Genomic DNA, 16,283 nt, shown 5'->3' on the forward strand with positions numbered 1-16,283 from the left:
CTACCCGCAACGGTTGCTAACGTCCGCGAAAACACCGTAAAACCAGGCCTACTCGTTGGTAAACACGATCTCAGCGCGTACGCCACTCTTCTGCACAGCCAATCTGGAGGCCACATTGAGCACGATGGGCGACTGCGTATTGGCTTTTATTTCACCCACCTCACCGTCACGGCTCAGCGTCAGGAGCAACACCAACTCATCGGCCGGCGCCGATTTGCCTGCGTGTTGTATCAGCGCCCGCTCTTCATCCGTCAGCGTCAACTGGTAGTGAAACCCCAGCAGGCTGGCATCCATCACGCTGAACACCACCTCAGCATCATCCAGGCACTGCAGCCACATCACCTTGGGCTCTGGCACGTCCTCATGCAGCAACTTGAAGCGTTTACACCCCTCAAAGCCAGGCAGGCCCTGTGGAAAGGTGATCAAGGTGTCCTCATCAATTTCGATGGCACCGAAGCGCGGGGTAATTATTTGCATTCGTCGGCTCCCAAGCCTTCAGATTGCTAGGAATCTAGCCGAAATAACACTTAGCCGCCATGTTCTGAAAAATTTGTTCATAATCCCGCTAAAGTTTCTCAAAGACCTGCCGATAAGCGCATTAACCACAGACAGGACTTGGCCAAAGTAGCCAACGAGAGGAATACCATGAAGATCGACAACTCGGGCAAGCCGCTAGGCTCCGTGCTATCGCGCTCAGAAGCGCGTACCAGCACCAAGGCCGAGAGCGGAGAAAGTGCCGGCGCCGAGCCTGGCCGCGATAGCGTTGAGATCAACGCCTTCAGCGCACGCCTGGCCTCGCTGGAGTCCAACCTTGCCACCCAGCCCGTCATCGACGAGAGCAAGGTGGCCGAGATACGCCAAGCCATTGCCGAAGGCCGGTTCACCGTGCACGCCGATGCCATTGCCGACAAGCTGATGGCCAGTGTCAAGGAACTGCTGGGCAAGAACTGACGCAGGCAGCACAACACGGCATACTAGCTAGCGCCAGCTAACGGGCAACCGGTGGCTGGCGCTAATGCTTTTAACGGCCACGGAAACCGCCCATGTCCACATCGCCCCTGTTGAGTGCCATGCAAGCCGAGTTGAGCGAGCTGCAGCGGTTTGTCGCCCTGCTTGAACGCGAACAGCACGCACTCATACACAACACCCTGGCCGACCTCGAAGATATCGCCAAGCAAAAGGCTGGTCACGCCCAGGCACTGGAAGGCCAGGCCAAGGAACGCAAGCGCCTGTTCCAGGTCAACGGAGTCGAGCTCTCCCCCGATCCGCCTCACCCGCTGGTGCGTGCGGCCTACCTGCCAGCCGAACACCTGCCCCATCTGGCCGAATGCTGGTTGCAGCTGATACAAGCCGCCCGCCACGCCAGCGCGCTCAACCAGACCAATGGCAAGCTGATTGATACCCGCCAGCAGCAGAACCAGCAGTTGATGGCCCTGCTGCAAAGCAGCCAGGATTCCACCCTGTCTTACGATGCTTATGGTCAACCCCGGCTGTCCCGGCCTGGCGGCTCGCTGGGCAAGGCCTGATGCCATATCGGGAAATATAATCCCATTCAGATTCATGCACTTGAGATAATATCCGGGCTCGCCAGCATGGCGTCAGCGCTTCATCGCAGCCCCAGGGACGACCCTGGCGGCCTCTAGCCAACCGGGGACGGCCCCAATCCATAGGGAGCCGCCATCATGGCCTGGATTCTTCTTATCATCGCCGGCCTGCTGGAAATTGGTTGGGCCATAGGGCTCAAATACACCGAAGGCTTTACCCGGCTGTGGCCCAGTGTCGCCACCCTGGGCGCCATGACGGCCAGCATCGCCCTGCTGGGGCTTGCCGTCCGCACACTTCCCCTGGGTACCGCCTACGCAGTCTGGACCGGTATCGGTGCCGTCGGCACCGTTCTGCTGGGCATCGTGCTGTTTGGCGAAGCAGCCAGCGCCGCCCGGCTGGCCTGTGTTGCCATGATCGTGGCCGGCATTGTCGGACTCAAGCTCTTCAGCCCCGCCTGAGCGGCACCCGAACCAGCATAGGGTGGGTCGATCACCCGCACATCCAGCGTTTTATATTCTTGTCTCCGCAGCGGCTATGCTGAAAAGCGCTCACGGTAAAACGAGACCTTACATGCCAGACCTCCGCCTACCATTACTCGCCCTGCTGTCGCTCCCGCTATACGCGGCAGACCCGCTGCTGGTAGTGCGTGGCGAGGGCAACTACCCGCCCTATGAGATGGTGGTGAATGGCAAGCTCACTGGGGCACATATCGAGCTGATCGAAGCCGCCGCACACACAGCCGGTTATCAACTCACCATACAGAGCGTTGCCTGGGCGCGGGCACTGGAAATGACCAAGCGCGGGCTAGCTTCCGCCGTCAGTTTTGCCTCCAAAACACCCGAGCGGGAGAGCTGGCTGCTGTTCGACGAAGGCAATGTACTTTCCACCCTGCGCTATGGCTTCTTCAGCCTGAAGCAGCCGAACAGCCCGACCTGGAACGGTTCGTTCACATCATTGCATTCATACAAGATCGGTGTAGCCAGGGCTTATGCCTATCCCGCCGAGTTCAGCAACCAGCCTGGCCTGCAAAAATACGAGCAGGATGGCGGCTACGAGGCGCTGCTGCGGACTTTGCACAACAAGCGTGTCGACCTGATCGTGGGCGGTGTACTGGAAATCAATACCAGCGCCAGGCAGCTAGGCTACGCCGACTCCATCCAGCTGTTGAGCCCCACCTTTGGCGCAACCGCCTCCTATTTGGCATTCGGCCGCCAGGGCAGCAACCCCCGGCATGCCGAGCGTATGGCCGCGGCCTTCAGCAAGCTCAAGCTCGATGGCAACTACCAGCGCATCCTGGCCAAATACGGCTTGTGAGGGTCTGTTATGGGTTCAAGTCCAGGGTGGGGAGATGATGGATTGAGCAGACGCCAAAACCTGCAGGTGCGCCCTGATTGACCCCACTCTCGCCGCAGCTCGCCATGATTTTCAATGCGCTTCTGCTTTCTGCGGTTGAAGCACACAACAGCTAACAACAAAACGGCCGGGTTTCCCCGGCCGTTTCAGCTACTACCCAGTTTGCGAAAGCCTTACTTGGCGGTCTTGAACTGGTTGAAGGCCTTGGTCAGCGCCATGGTGGTGGGCTGATCCAGCGAGGCCGCCGCCTGCAGAGTCTTCAGCGAAGCGTCGGGCAGATAGATCTTGGCATCGCCGGTCAGCTTCTTGTTCACCAGCGCAGTGGCCTTGGTGTTGGGGTTAGCGTAGTTCACGGTATTCGAGATACCTGCCACCACCTTGGGATCCAGCATATTGTTGATCCACTTGTAGGCGTTTTCCACGTTCTTGCTGTCCTTGGGGATAGCCATCACGTCCACCCACAGCACGGTGCCCTTGGCCGGCACCACGTATTCGATAGGCTGCGGCTTCTTGGCCTCGATGGCGCGATCCTTGGCAATGTAGACATCACCGTTGAAGCCCATGGCTACGCAAACGTCGCCATTGGCCAGCAGGTCGATAGGCGAGTCATTGAACACGCGCACATCCTTGCGCACCGCCTTCAGGGTAGTCAGCGCCGTCGCCAGGTTAGCCTTGGAGAAATCATTGGCATTCTTGCCATTGAAGATATTGACCATGCCAAACAGGTACTTGGGCTGGCTCACGAACGAGATACCGCAGCCCTTGAGCTTGCTGGTGTACTTGGGATCGAACACCAGCTGCCACATATCGGCCGGCATAGGTTCGGCACCCAGGGCCTTTTTCACCTTCTCGGCATTGATGCCGAAGGCGATGGTACCCCACATATAAGGCACCACAAACTTGTTGCCGGGGTCAACCGACTCCACCTTCTTCAGGAACTCGGGGTTCAGGTTGCCCAGGTTAGGCAGCTTGCTCTTGTCCAGCGGCAGGTAGACACCAGCCTGTATCTGCTTGGCTGCGAAGTCAGCAGAAGGGTAGACCACGTCATAGCCCGACTTGCCGGTCAGCAGCTTGGCCTGCAGGGTCTCGTTGCTGTCGTACATGTCGTACTTCACCTTCACGCCGGCCGCCTTCTCGAAGTTGGCAACCGTGTCTTCGGCGATATAGTCGTTCCAGTTGTACACGTTCACCGTGCCGGCAGCCTGGGCGGCAATGGCGGTAGCGGCAAAGGCAGCGCCGATCAGGGTCGGCTTGAGGCGGAATTGGGCCATGAGTTTCAGTACTCCAGGGGAGGAATGGTTCAAAACGATCACGAACAGGATCACGCAACGGCGGCACACCCGCCACCCCCGCAAAGCTTGCCACAGCGGGGTTTAACGGCGCGTATTAGACCATGCACAACCGATGCTAAGCGAATAATTTTCGGTGTTTCCACCCCATGCTGCGGCCCCCGCCACAAGCCGGCCAAACCGACCACCGCCCGGCACCCGGGCAGCGCAAACCGGCGATGACTTGGTAAGATGTCGGCCTTGTTTTCAGGAAGCCCCCATGCGCACGTATCTCAACCTGCTCCAGCACGTACTCGACCACGGCACCGTCAAGACCGACCGCACCGGTACCGGCACCCTGTCCGTCTTTGGCCACCAGATGCGTTTCGACCTCAGCCAGGGCTTCCCCTTAGTCACCACCAAGAAGGTCCACCTCAAGTCCATCATTCACGAACTGCTGTGGTTCCTGAAGGGCGATGCCAATATCGCCTACCTCAAGGAGAACGGCGTCTCGATCTGGGATGAGTGGGCCGATGAGAACGGCAACCTGGGTCCGGTGTATGGCGTGCAATGGCGCAGCTGGCCCACAGCAGATGGCGGCCATATCGACCAGATCAGCCAGTTGATACAACAGATCAAGACCACACCTGATTCCCGCCGGCTGATCGTCTCGGCCTGGAATGTGGGCGAAATCCATAACATGGCATTACCACCCTGCCATGCCTTCTTCCAGTTCTATGTCGCCGACGGCAAGCTCAGCTGCCAGCTGTATCAGCGCTCGGCCGACCTGTTCCTGGGCGTACCGTTCAATATCGCCTCCTATGCCTTGCTGGTACTCATGGTGGCGCAGGTCTGCGGGCTGGAACCGGGCGACTTTATCTGGACCGGCGGCGACTGCCATATCTACGCCAACCATATGGAACAGGTAAAGCTGCAACTGAGCCGCGAACCGCTGCCCTTGCCGCGCATGAAGCTCAACCCCGAGGTCACCGACCTGTTCGCCTTCAAGTATGAGGATTTCACCCTGGAAGGTTACGAATCCCATGCTGCCATCAAGGCGCCGGTGGCCGTCTAAGCCCCCGGCGAAGCACCACGACTAGACTGCGGCAACCTGCTGGTTGCCGCTTGGCTTTACTACCACCCGACCAGACGGCCACCCCATGCTCTCGCTTATCGCCGCCCTCGCACAAAACCGCACCGTAGGCATCAACAACACCCTGCCCTGGCATTTGCCCGACGACCTCAAGTACTTCAAGGCCACCACAAGCGGCCACCCCATCATCATGGGCCGCAAGACATACGACTCTATCGGCCGGCCACTGCCCAATCGCCACAATATCGTGGTGACGCGCGATCCGATCTGGCGGGCCGATGGGGTGACGGTGGTACACAGCATGGAGGACGCCATGAAAGCGGCAGGCGACGCGAACGAGGTGTTCCTGATCGGTGGCGCCACCCTGTATGCGCTGGCCCTGCCCTATGCTGACCGGCTGTACCTGACGGAAATTGAAGCCGAGATCAAGGGTGATGCCTTCTTCCCGGAGTGGCCGCGCAACAAGTTCACAGAAATCTCTCGCGAGTCCAAACAAGGGCCGGATTTTGCCTATAGTTTCGTGGTCTACCAGCGCAACGCAACCTGAGCGCCAGCGCCCCGCCAGGGGTACGCCCGCCACGGTCTGCTTGCCTTTACCGGCGCAAGGCTAGTTTCAGGCACACCTGCCGTCGCGGTGTGACTGTAAACACCCCCAGCGCCGGCCATAGCGGAACCGATGACCAGCGACACGCCCTCTCTGCTTGCCGATATGGCCCGCTACTCGCCCCAGCCCATGCTTGCGGTGGAGGCTGACAGCGGCAATATCGTGGAACTCAATCAACTGGCCCGCGACACCCTGGGTCTGGGTAGCGATGCGCCTGCCCTGCGTGACCTGTTCGACAACCCCAGCCTGGCCCGCCAGTTCCTGCTGATTGCCCGCAACAACGGCTTTATCCGTCAGTTCGAGGCCCGCATGCGGCTGTCGGGCGGGCAGCGTGTCTGGATGCTACTGGCCGCCAGACTGATGGAGCTGGCTGGCCGTAACGTCCTGATCGTCAGCCTCACCGATATCCACGAACGCCGGTTGGTTGAAGAAGCCCTGCGCGAAAGCGAAACCCGCCATCGGCGAGTGCTGGAGACCGCCAACGAAGGCTATGCCCTGTTCGACGCCCGCACCGGTGAGCTGCTGGACGTCAACCCAGCCCTGTGCGAGCTGCTGCTCTACCCACGAGACGAGTTGCTGCGCATGCAGCCCGAGGATGTAGTGACCGAAGACAGCATGGTCACCCTGCAGTCTCAGCGCGAGCGCTGGAGCGGCTCGCCCAACCGCAAGATAGAGCTGGGCATGCGCCGTGCCAGCGGCGAACGGATTACGGTAGAAGTCAGCCTCGCCGCCATCTCGGACCAGGATGGCCGGGTAACGTCAGTCTTTGCCATGATCAGTGACATCACCGCCCGCAAGCTCAGCGAAGAGAGGGTGCTCTACCTGGCCTTTTACGACACCCTCACCGCCCTGCCCAACCGTTTCCTGTTTACTGAGCATGTGGAACAAGCCCTGCGCCAGCGCGCCCGCAACAAGCGGCAACTGGCACTGATGTTTATCGACCTGGATGATTTCAAGCAGGTCAACGACACCCTGGGCCATGATGCCGGTGACGAAATGCTCAAGATCGTGGCCAAACGACTGCTCAGCTGCGTGCGCAATACCGATACCGTCTCACGCCAGGGCGGCGACGAATTCATGGTACTGCTGGCCAATCTGGTAGATGCCCACGACGCCGTCACCGTGGCAGAGAAAATGCTGGCCACCCTGGCCGAGCCCATCGAACTGGAAGGCGGCAATCGCCTGATCCGGGCCAGCATAGGCATAGCCCTCTGCCCGGAACATGGCGAAACCCTGGCCAAACTGAGGCGCCACGCCGACATTGCCATGTACCAGGCCAAATTCGGTGGCAAGCACCGCTATGCCATCTACGACGCAGAATCCGCGTCGGCAAACTAGCCGAGGAGCGAACCTCGGCCCACAAGCCAAGGCATGGCCCGCAGCACTACCCAATATGGGCAGGCGATTTCCGCGCCCGTTCATAGCTCACCTGCACCAGGCCGGTATCAAAGGTCTGCACCGAGGTCAGCGTCAACCGCCGGCTCGATTCCGTGCTGGGGAACAAAGGAATGCCTCCACCCAGTATCAACGGGTGGATGGAGACAATGAACTCATCAATCAGGTCCCGTTCCAGGCAGGTTTTGATCAAGGCCGCACCGCCCACCAGCCATAGCTTGCCGCCCGCCTCCAGCTTGAGCCTGGTCACGTAGTCTCCCACCGGCTCGCTCACCGCCTCCACGCCCTCGCCCATCCACGACAAAGGCCTGCTGGAAAACACCCAGGCACGCTTGCCTGGGTAGGGATAGTCGCCGACGCTCAGCGCCTGGTCATAGGTACGCCTGCCCAGCAGAATGCCATCCACCGAATCATAGAAAGCCTGGTAGCCATAGTCCTGATCGGTAAACAGCCAATCCACCCCGCCATCCGGGCGGGCAATATAGCCATCCAGGCTGGAGGCAATGAACAACACGAGCTTGCGCATGGCAGCCTCCTGTTTTGTCGAAATCTGCATTGATTCTAGTTGTGGCCGCCGCCGCGAGTACGGACAATACGGCCCGCGCCGAAGAACAACGACAGGGTGCTGCCAGCAATCGTAGTCCACGGCCAATGCAGTCGTGAATACCAGATTGCTCGAGCGCACCCGCATAGCAACAGGGAGTTACGCAGCCATGCTGCTCGCGCTAAAGATAGAGGTAGACAGCCTTGCCGCCGCCCGGGACATCACCCCCCGGCTGGTAACGCTATTGCAGGGCCTGGACGCCAACGCCAGTTTCTTCTTCAACCTGGGGCCAGACCGCAGCGGTCAGGCAGACGGCCCACTGTTCCAGGTAGGCGAAACCCGCAAGCAGATACGCCGCAACCGCGCTTTGGGCGGCCCTCGCGGCGCCGGCAGGCTCTATGGCCGCTGGCTACCCGCGCCGCAACTGCACAAGGCCGTGGCCAGCGCCATACAGGTCATACAACAGGCCGGCTATGAAACCGGCCTGCGCGGCTGGGACAGGGTCAACTGGATCAAGCGCATCACCACGGCCGACGAAGCCTGGGTACGCAATGAACTGACCGCCGCCTTGCACGCCTACGAGCACCTGCTGGGCCAGCCAGCCCAAGCCATCGCCCTGCCAGGCTGGCGCACTGGCCGCCATGCCTTGCGTTTGGAGCAGCAGTTGGGCCTGCATTACGGCAGCGACTGCCGTGGTAGCAGCCCTTTTTTGCCGGTAGTGGATGGCGAACCGATCAGGGTGCCCCAGCTCCCCACCACTCTACCCACCCTGGCCGAGCTGACAGGCGCCAACGAAATGGACGACCTGGCGACGGTAGACCAGTTGCTGGCGCTGACGGCGAGCCCGACACCGGCAGGTCACGTGTTCACCCTCAATGCCGATGCCGATGGCGGCAAACGTTTGCCGCTCTTGCAACGGCTGCTTGCCGCCTGGCGCGAGCAAGGCCAGCAATTTGCCTCGCTGGCACAGCTGCACGCCACGCTGGACATCAACAAACTGCCCTGGCACAGCCTGGAACAAAGCAGTTGGCCTGGCTATAGCGGCATGCTGGCCGTGCAGGGGCCGGCTTTCCCACGCGGATAGCGCTTGCGCCAACGAGGTGTGGGGGCACAGGAGAGCCTGCCGGCTCGGCTTGCCCTGGCGCCAGCTAGGCCCGTCACCAGCGATGCATGCCTTGTGTCCACCCATACCCCATAAGGGTAGCTGGCATCGCACTTGCTTAGTCTCCGATACGCCTCAACGCCGGAGCAGCCAGCATGACTACCGCCCTCGCCTACCACGAGCCCCTCGCCCAACTTCTCACCCACGCTCCCCAGCAGCCGCAGCGCCGCCTGCCCGGCCCCCTGCCGCTGGGCTTCCCCGAGGTGTTCCGGAGGCGACTCCTGCAACTGGCCAGCGACCCCAGCATCTCCGACGCCGTATTCCAGCGCCTCTACTTCGACCTTATCCTCTGCCCCCAACTGCATGCCAGCCTGCGCCGCATGCACCCCCAGGGCGTAGGTGCCAGCGATCAGCCGGCCAGCGCAACCATCTTCCTGGAACCTGACTTCTCCTGGCAGCGTCACATAGACGACCGCCTGAGCCAACGCTGGCGCGAATGCCTGCTGCGCCATAGCGACGGCAGCGGGCTGGACGAATCACTGGCCCTACTGTCGAGCTTCCGGGTACTGGCCGAGCACCTGTACTGATAAGGCATGCCACCCCGGCAGCGCATACACACTCCCACACCCACGACAGTTTGTGTTAATCTGCGCGCCCGTCTCGCAACGAGGGCGCCCAGGCCATAGGCCAACAGCCGCTCGCGTCGCCCAGACACCCGGTTTCCGGGCCTGTAGCTCAGTTGGTTAGAGCAGAGGACTCATAATCCTTTGGTCCACGGTTCAAGTCCGTGCGGGCCCACCAGCAATAAACAAAGGCCTGTGTCGCAAGACACAGGCCTTTGTCATGCCTACTGCACCTCATCCGCAAACGCTGCATCAAACTGTCGCGGCAGCGCGCTCCTCCCTGATCGCAAGCCTGCCATCCGGCCCATGGCATTCAAAATGCAGCAAGTCATGCCAGACGCCATTCAGCAACATGCTGCGACGCGCCCGCCCGAACTCGGTAAAACCGTTGCGTTCCAGTACCTTGACGGAACCCAGATTATCCGGCCGCACAATCGCCTCTATGCGGTACAGCCCCAGCTGATGGAAGGCCTCCTCCAGCACCAGCGCAACCGCCTGCGAGGCATAGCCCCGGCCGCCGTGACCCTGCCCTATCCGGTAGCCTAGCGAGGCCTTGTTGTAATAGGGACGTGCCACGCCGGTAAGGTTAACCCGGCCAACCAGAGTATCCCCCACACGGATTAGATACTGATAGGCGCGATCCTGGCTGCGCTCCTGCGCCGCAGTCTCTATGGCGCGGCGAACCTGCTCAAGGTCATAGTAAGCTGGGTCGCGTGCGTTGATCTGTCCTTCAAAATAGGCGCGGTTGGCCAGTTCGAAGTCCAGCAGTGATTCAGCATCGGCCAATGTGGGTGGGGATAGGAGCAAGGTTGATGACATGGCGTATCCATCTCGACGGGGCAAAGCTGCGCTGCAAAATACCACCGCAGCCCAGCTACAGCCAGAGGGGCATCTGCATTGATATGCACGCCAGCTACATCTGTGCGGAGACGCTACCCGACCCGATACATGACAGAGACACGCGCCCCCAGTGCTACCAGCACATGAATGCCGGCACAGGCACTCAGCAGCCAAGCCAGCGGCAATCCCGCCACCAGGGTGCCCGAAAGCCATAGCGTCGCCGGCATCAGCAGCTTGAACAAAGAGCCTGTCAGGCCGGATATGCGACCGATGTATTGGCTATCTGTGCTTTCCTGGCGGTATCCCCAAACGCAGACATTGCCGATGACACCCACCAAGCTATTGACCACCAGGGCCATGGCCAGTATCGCCAGCGACTGCCCCCAGGCCAGTGCCAGCATGCAGCAGGCCTCCAGTGCGAAGGCAACCGCCAGCAAGCGGCCCAGCCCCAGGCGCTCGCGCAAGCGGCTGCTGATCAGGCCGCCTGCCACGCCCCCCACACCCGCCAGCCCATACAACAGGCCAAGCTCCGCCGGCCCAAGCTGCAACTCATCCCTGGCCCGGAACAGGAACAGCACATCCACCACACCGGTGCTGCAGTTGGCCACTACAACCAGCCAGGAAAGTTGCCAAAGTGGACGGTTGCCTCGCAACACCCGCCAGCCCGCCCACCATTCCTGCCAGAACCCGGCCGCATCGACGCGCCGCGCCGGAAGCACCATGTCACGTAGCAGCCACGCCGCCGCCAGCAAACCCAGCATGGGCAGCCAAAGCCCCAGGGCCAGGCTGATTGCCAGCAAGCCGCCAGCCAAAGCCGGCCCCAGCACGGCAAACACCTGTCCCAACACAGTCAACTGCCCGGTCGCCGGTAGCAGCAGCGATTCGGGCAACATCTCCTTGAGCATGCCCATGCGGCAGATGGCATACAGGTAGTTAAGCGTCATCAAGGCGAATGCCGCCGGGTAGAAAAACGGCAAGGCTACGCTGCCCAGCTCCAGCATCCAGGCCTGCGCACCCATCAGTATCACCATGCCCACCATGGCAATGCGCGCCCACCGCCCTCTATCAATGCGGTCCACCCAGACGCCGATGAACATCGCCAGCAATAGATTGGGGAGCAATTCCACCGCTCGCATGGCCGTCATCGCACTGGCCGAATGGGTAAGTTCGTACAGGATCAGCGGCATGGCCAGCTGATAAACCTGAATAGCGAAAGAGAAGCACAGTGTTGAGGCGTAGAGCCGACGAAACCCGGCGTGCTGCCAGAGCGGAGAAGCCATCACGATCAACCGGTGGAACGCAGAAGCCGGCAGTGTGAAATAAAAGCGGCAAGTAAAAAACGGGTAGACTCACCGAAAAATTTCCGCTTTTCTGCCATGCGTCTGCTCGATCAGTTTCACCGTCTCGCCGGCTTGGCGGAGTCAGGCCCCCATCATAGTCTCACTGAGGTTGCCACCTTGCTCTGTTGCAGCGAGCGTAATGCACGCCTGTTGCTACATCGCATGCAACAACAAGGGTGGCTGCAATGGGTGCCTGGTCGGGGCAGAGGGCATCGATCCCGCCTCACCCTACTGCAACAGCCGGATGCGCTCAAGCTATCGAGGCTGCACCAGTTGCTGGCGGAAGGTCGGCTGGAAGCTGCCTTCGATGGCTTACCGCAGGAAGGTCAGGCACGCTTGAAGCAAGCCCTGCCGGGCTTTCTTGGCCCCAACCAGGCCGGCGGGCTGCGTATTCCCTTTTATCGCCCACTCCATGCCCTGGACCCCATCCAGGTGCATAGACGTACCGAATCCCATATCGTCGCTCAGCTCTGCGCTGGCCTGACGGCGTACGAGCGCGAGCGTGAGGCGATCACACCTGCCCTTGCGCACCATTGGGAGTGTTTCGACAACGGCAGTATCTGGCACTTCTGGCTAAGACCCGACCTGCGCTTCCATGACGGTCGCCCCCTGCAGGCACATGATGCCGCCTGCAGCCTGATCCGGCTACGGGACACAGTAGGCCCGCATCAGCGGCTATTCAACCATCTTCAGGACATCACAGCAGAAGGTCTGCTGCTGTCGTTGCGGCTCAGCAAACCGGATCACCTCCTGCTGCATAGGTTGGCCCATACCGCCGCCGTCATCGTGCCGGCCCAGGATTGGCTCAGGGCTGATTTTTCGCAACTACCGGTCGGTGCCGGGCCATTCCGCCTGGTACGTAACAACAGCCATCGTGCCAGCCTGCAGGCTTTCGATAGCTACTATGGTGAACGCCCCCTGCTGAGCAACATCGATATATGGGTGGTGCCCGATGGCAGCCCCATACCAGATATGGACATCAACCTGGGACATGGGCTCCCCCTGCCGGCAGACTGGAGCCATCTGGGCCAGCTTGAGCAGGGATGTGATTTCGTCGTCCTTAACCCTGCACGGCCGGCCTTCGCCACCGCCAGCGGGCGGCTGGCCCTGGGTGCCTGGCTCCGCACCGCCTTGCCGACACTGGCCGGCAAGCAGGCCGCCAGCGCCTATCTACCGAACTGGCAGCACCTACCCGAGGTTGCACCCGCATTGCCCGACCTGCCGCGGCAGCTCTCGCTGGTAACCTATCAGCTCGACAGCCACATCAGCTTGTCCCAGCAAATCGCCGAGCTACTGCGACAGGCAGGCCACAAGGTCGAGCTAAGCATCCTCAGCTACCCCGAGTTTGCCACCTTTGCCTGGTGTGGCTGGGCAGACATCGCCGTTGCTGGCGAGGTCATGTCGGACGACTTAGCGTTCAGCCTGTATGGTGGACTGGCCGGAGAGTCGACGTTTCATCACTGGCTCGCCACTGCGGACCGGGCCTGGCTGGCAGGGGCAAGCGCCGCTATTGCCGCCGAGCCGGACGCCAGCCTCCGGGCGGCGCAGATAGAAACCTGCTATGCCCACATAGTGGCCGAGGGATGGCTGCTACCGCTGTTTCATACCATGCAAGCCCTCAGTCACTCGCCGCAATGCAATGGCGTCAAACTGGCTCGCTGTGGCTGGATGGATTTCCGCAAGCTATGGCTGCGCTCAAACCCATAGCGTTTTTCGGAGCCTGTTAAGTGCCCAAGGCCGAGTCCAAGCCGTTAATGGGCTGTGAGGCTCGAGCATGCTCCAGTAAGAAACTCAGCGCAGACGTCAGCGTAGCCTGATGGGCTTCCAACGATTCAAGACCATAACAAGCTATCAACTGCCCTGTATCTTCCTATCGGTTATAATACCGCGCTTGCATATCACCTTCCGTGAAAGTCCCCCATGCCCAACCTACCCGCTTGTCCGCTCTGCGCCCTGGAGAATACCTACCTGGATGGTGACAATTATGTCTGTGCCGATTGCGGTCACGAATGGGCCCAGCAGACAGCAGCCCAGGCAGACGATGGGGACGGCGCAGTCATCAAGGACGCCAATGGCAATGTGCTGCAGGATGGCGATGCTGTGGTGCTGATCAAGGACCTCAAGGTCAAGGGTTCCTCCATCACGCTCAAGCAGGGTAGCAAGGTCAAGAGCATCCGCCTGGTCAGCGGTGGCGATCACGAGGTGGATTGCCGCATGGATGCAGGCAACTTCATGCTCAAGGCCTGCTTCCTCAAGAAGGCCTGAGCCTGACCACCCTACGGCAAAGCCCGGCCCCACACTGCGGGCCCGGCTTTATCCTGAGCGATGCCCTGTACACGGGCATCGCGCTATAGCGAACTCAAACCGGCCAGGCGATGTCCTTGCCTGTCAGCGTCTTGGCCAGGCTGCTGGCATTGCGCGCCGCAAGGCCATAGATGGAGAGCTGCGGGTTGGCGCCGATGGACGTCGGGAACACCGAGCCATCCATCACATAGAGGTTGTCCAGGTTGAAGAAGCGCCCATAGCCGTCCACCACACCTTGCTCCGCCTTGCTGGCCATGGCGGCCCCACCCATGACATGTGCCGATACCACCTTGGCTCGCAGTACTTCCAGCGGCAGCGACTGAATGGCCGCCTTGGCCTCTGCCCAGCTGGAGTACCCGCCGCCCGGCACATCTTCGTGTATGGGCATGACGCGGGTTGCGCCAGCGGCAAATTGCAGTTCGGCCATAGTCAGGTACGAGTGCCGCATGCCACGCCAGACGTAGTCGCTGATGGGGTAGTCCAGCAACGGTGTGCCATCGGCCTTCAGGCTCACGCTACCGCCACGGCTATCTTCGTGGAAGCCATCGCGCATCAATGCCAGCACCACCTGCAGCCGGTCGAAATGCTGCATTAGCTGACGATGCTTTTCACCAAAGCCACTCATGGTGATGGCGGTCAGCACCGGGTGCAGCGGCGGAACCTCCAGCTTGTAGCCCATGGGGCCATCGGGCGGGAAAGCATCGATAAAGTGATCGGAGTAAATGCTTTGCGGCGCGCCCTGCCAGCCTTCTACCTTGAAGGGCATCAAGGCACCCGAGACATTGACCGGATGCAGAAAGGTACGCTTGCCGATAAGGCCATGCGGGTCAGACAAATAGGAACGCAGCATCAGCGCCGGCGTATTGATGGCGCCACCGGCCAGCAGCACCGTCTTGGCCTTGATGGTGACCTTGATGCCAACCGGTTCCAGGCCGCTATGGTTCATCGCCATGCCTTCCACGCCTACCGCCTTGCCTCCCTCCTGCAGTACTCGCTCGGCCCGCAGATGGGTCAGCAGCGTGGCGCCACGGTCCAGCGCTGTCGGCACGGTGGTAATCAGCATGCTCTGCTTGGCATTGGCTGGACAGCCCATTCCGCAATAGCCCAGGTTGAGGCAAGCCTTCACATTGCGGCGTATCTTGGACCAATGGATGCCGGCGCGGTCGGCTCCGCTCATCAGCACCTGGTTGTTGACGTTGGGTTCCACGTTCCAGTCGATCACGCTCAGCCGCTTTTCGGCTTTGCCAAACCAGCCGGCCATGTTCTCCACCGTCATGTCGTCTAGGCCATAATGATCACGCCAGAACGCCAGGGTGGTGGGCGGCGTGCGGAAGCTCGACGTCCAGTTCACCGTGGTAGAGCCACCCACAGTACGCCCTTGCAAGATGGTGATACCCTTGTCCTTGGTCTGCCTCCCGGCAGATTCCTGGTACAGCGTGGGGTAGGCTTCGGCTTCCTTCAGGTTGAAATGCTTGGAGGCATAGCGCAGCTCTCCTTCTTCCAGCATCACCACCTTAAGCCCGGCCAGGCTCAATATCTCGGCCGCCACCCCGCCGCCCGCCCCGGTGCCGACGATCACCACGTCGGCCTCCAGCGTCTGGTCGCGCATAAAGGTGGCCGCGTCGCGCACATCCCATTTACCGGATGCCAGTCCCTCGGCAATAACGTCTTTAGGCATTCCAGTAACCTTCCATGAATTTCGGGGGGCCGTCGTAACCTATGCCCACCCAGGCCTGCGGGTTGCCATACCACGCAGCAAATACGATCTGATGCAAGGCTTGGTAGCCACTGCGCAGCAGTAAGAACGAAGAAAAGCGCCAACGGTTGAGGAAATGGGCGATGTCCTCGTCGCTGGCCGTCTCCCACGATGCCCCTACACCCACCACCCAGCGGCGGGTCACCCGGCTGTTCAGCAAAGCCAGCAGCTCCTTGACCTCGGCCTGTACGCCCATCGGCAAGCCCGCGATGGCGGTATCGCAGCCCAGCACAGCTTGGTAGAGCGCGGTTTCGTATTCGGCCTCATCGCGCGGCAACGCCCCCTTGAGCATGACCCGTGCAATCGCGGCCAGCGCCGTACGGCTTTCTGCATCCAGCACCTTGAACCTGGCCTTCGCCGGTACGGCATAGAGGCTGTCCGGCGTGATCGGCCCGTAAGCCAGCCGGGCAAGGCCCAGCAGGGCTGCACCGGCGACACCGGTTTTCAGCAATTGGCGGCGGCTAAGCATGTTTCCCTCTTTTTGTTCTACCCATGGCCAGGCAGCGCCCGGCCCAG

The 16,283-nt window shown here is 61.0% G+C and carries 18 protein-coding genes and 1 tRNA gene; 12 read left to right on the forward strand and 7 right to left on the reverse strand.

Features of this window, described 5'->3' with window-relative positions; translation table 11 throughout:
- Positions 1-48: 48 nt before the first annotated feature.
- A complete protein-coding gene (gene fliW, locus QWZ03_RS05405; RefSeq protein WP_290331795.1) occupies positions 49-477 on the reverse strand; it encodes a flagellar assembly protein FliW in 429 nt (142 codons plus the stop codon).
- 168 nt (positions 478-645) lie between these two features.
- Here fliW and flgM point away from each other — a divergent pair, with 168 nt between their 5' ends.
- The 4 genes from flgM (at position 646) to QWZ03_RS05425 (ending at position 2,859) form a co-directional block, all read left to right on the forward strand.
- On the forward strand, positions 646-951 hold the full coding sequence (gene flgM / locus QWZ03_RS05410; RefSeq protein ID WP_290331796.1) for a flagellar biosynthesis anti-sigma factor FlgM: 306 nt from the start codon (positions 646-648) through the stop codon (positions 949-951).
- A gap of 92 nt (positions 952-1,043) precedes the next feature.
- Positions 1,044-1,526, forward strand: a complete 483-nt coding sequence (locus tag QWZ03_RS05415) for a flagella synthesis protein FlgN (RefSeq protein WP_290331797.1) — start codon at positions 1,044-1,046, stop codon at positions 1,524-1,526.
- Between the two features lie 156 nt (positions 1,527-1,682).
- Entirely contained in the window at positions 1,683-2,003 is a 321-nt protein-coding gene (sugE, locus tag QWZ03_RS05420) for a quaternary ammonium compound efflux SMR transporter SugE (protein ID WP_290331798.1), read from the forward strand.
- 112 nt (positions 2,004-2,115) lie between these two features.
- Positions 2,116-2,859 carry a substrate-binding periplasmic protein gene (locus tag QWZ03_RS05425; protein WP_290331799.1) on the forward strand — a complete coding sequence of 248 codons (744 nt, stop codon included), beginning with the start codon at positions 2,116-2,118 and terminating at the stop codon, positions 2,857-2,859.
- A gap of 212 nt (positions 2,860-3,071) precedes the next feature.
- On the opposite strand, the gene QWZ03_RS05430 is transcribed toward QWZ03_RS05425, so the two are convergent.
- Positions 3,072-4,169 (reverse strand): extracellular solute-binding protein, encoded by a 1,098-nt coding sequence (locus QWZ03_RS05430; protein WP_290331800.1) that lies wholly within the window; start codon positions 4,167-4,169, stop codon positions 3,072-3,074.
- 277 nt (positions 4,170-4,446) lie between these two features.
- Between QWZ03_RS05430 and QWZ03_RS05435 the strand changes: the two genes are divergently transcribed.
- From QWZ03_RS05435 to QWZ03_RS05445, 3 genes are all read left to right on the forward strand, one after another.
- The gene (locus QWZ03_RS05435; RefSeq protein WP_290331801.1) at positions 4,447-5,241 is read left to right on the forward strand and encodes a thymidylate synthase; all 795 of its coding nucleotides are present in this window, start codon (positions 4,447-4,449) and stop codon (positions 5,239-5,241) included.
- An 85-nt stretch (positions 5,242-5,326) separates the two neighbouring features.
- Complete coding sequence (locus tag QWZ03_RS05440; RefSeq protein ID WP_290331802.1) at positions 5,327-5,806, forward strand: dihydrofolate reductase; 480 nt, start codon at positions 5,327-5,329, stop codon at positions 5,804-5,806.
- Positions 5,807-5,935: 129 nt separating this feature from the next.
- On the forward strand, positions 5,936-7,201 hold the full coding sequence (locus QWZ03_RS05445) for a diguanylate cyclase domain-containing protein (protein ID WP_290331803.1): 1,266 nt from the start codon (positions 5,936-5,938) through the stop codon (positions 7,199-7,201).
- A gap of 46 nt (positions 7,202-7,247) precedes the next feature.
- Here the strand turns inward: QWZ03_RS05445 and QWZ03_RS05450 are convergent, their stop codons facing one another.
- Entirely contained in the window at positions 7,248-7,784 is a 537-nt protein-coding gene (locus tag QWZ03_RS05450) for a dihydrofolate reductase family protein (protein ID WP_290331804.1), read from the reverse strand.
- 187 nt (positions 7,785-7,971) lie between these two features.
- Here QWZ03_RS05450 and QWZ03_RS05455 point away from each other — a divergent pair, with 187 nt between their 5' ends.
- The 3 genes from QWZ03_RS05455 to QWZ03_RS05465 all read left to right on the forward strand — a co-directional run bounded on the left by QWZ03_RS05455 (position 7,972) and on the right by QWZ03_RS05465 (position 9,705).
- Positions 7,972-8,886 carry a polysaccharide deacetylase family protein gene (locus QWZ03_RS05455; protein WP_290331805.1) on the forward strand — a complete coding sequence of 305 codons (915 nt, stop codon included), beginning with the start codon at positions 7,972-7,974 and terminating at the stop codon, positions 8,884-8,886.
- Between the two features lie 173 nt (positions 8,887-9,059).
- Positions 9,060-9,491, forward strand: coding sequence for a hypothetical protein (locus tag QWZ03_RS05460; protein WP_284197572.1), 432 nt, complete (start codon positions 9,060-9,062; stop codon positions 9,489-9,491).
- 137 nt (positions 9,492-9,628) lie between these two features.
- Positions 9,629-9,705, forward strand: a tRNA-Ile gene (locus QWZ03_RS05465).
- 74 nt (positions 9,706-9,779) lie between these two features.
- On the opposite strand, the gene QWZ03_RS05470 is transcribed toward QWZ03_RS05465, so the two are convergent.
- Positions 9,780-10,346: a GNAT family N-acetyltransferase gene (locus QWZ03_RS05470; RefSeq protein WP_290331806.1), complete on the reverse strand. Its 567-nt coding sequence runs from the start codon at positions 10,344-10,346 to the stop codon at positions 9,780-9,782.
- Positions 10,347-10,459: 113 nt separating this feature from the next.
- Complete coding sequence (locus QWZ03_RS05475) at positions 10,460-11,647, reverse strand: MFS transporter (protein WP_290331807.1); 1,188 nt, start codon at positions 11,645-11,647, stop codon at positions 10,460-10,462.
- A 96-nt stretch (positions 11,648-11,743) separates the two neighbouring features.
- Between QWZ03_RS05475 and QWZ03_RS05480 the strand changes: the two genes are divergently transcribed.
- A complete protein-coding gene (locus QWZ03_RS05480; RefSeq protein ID WP_290331808.1) occupies positions 11,744-13,414 on the forward strand; it encodes an SgrR family transcriptional regulator in 1,671 nt (556 codons plus the stop codon).
- A gap of 213 nt (positions 13,415-13,627) precedes the next feature.
- Entirely contained in the window at positions 13,628-13,972 is a 345-nt protein-coding gene (locus tag QWZ03_RS05485) for a zinc ribbon domain-containing protein YjdM (protein WP_290331809.1), read from the forward strand.
- Between the two features lie 94 nt (positions 13,973-14,066).
- Here QWZ03_RS05485 and QWZ03_RS05490 read toward each other — a convergent pair whose 3' ends face one another.
- Both QWZ03_RS05490 and QWZ03_RS05495 read right to left on the reverse strand, forming a co-directional pair.
- Positions 14,067-15,689, reverse strand: a complete 1,623-nt coding sequence (locus QWZ03_RS05490) for a GMC family oxidoreductase (protein ID WP_290331810.1) — start codon at positions 15,687-15,689, stop codon at positions 14,067-14,069.
- Positions 15,682-16,236, reverse strand: a complete 555-nt coding sequence (locus tag QWZ03_RS05495; RefSeq protein WP_284197577.1) for a hypothetical protein — start codon at positions 16,234-16,236, stop codon at positions 15,682-15,684. Before QWZ03_RS05495 ends, QWZ03_RS05490 begins: the two co-directional genes overlap by 8 nt.
- Positions 16,237-16,283: the final 47 nt, after the last annotated feature.

This window comes from Chitinimonas viridis, assembly GCF_030409555.1.
GTDB classification, from domain to species: Bacteria; Pseudomonadota; Gammaproteobacteria; order Burkholderiales; family Chitinimonadaceae; genus Chitinimonas; species Chitinimonas viridis.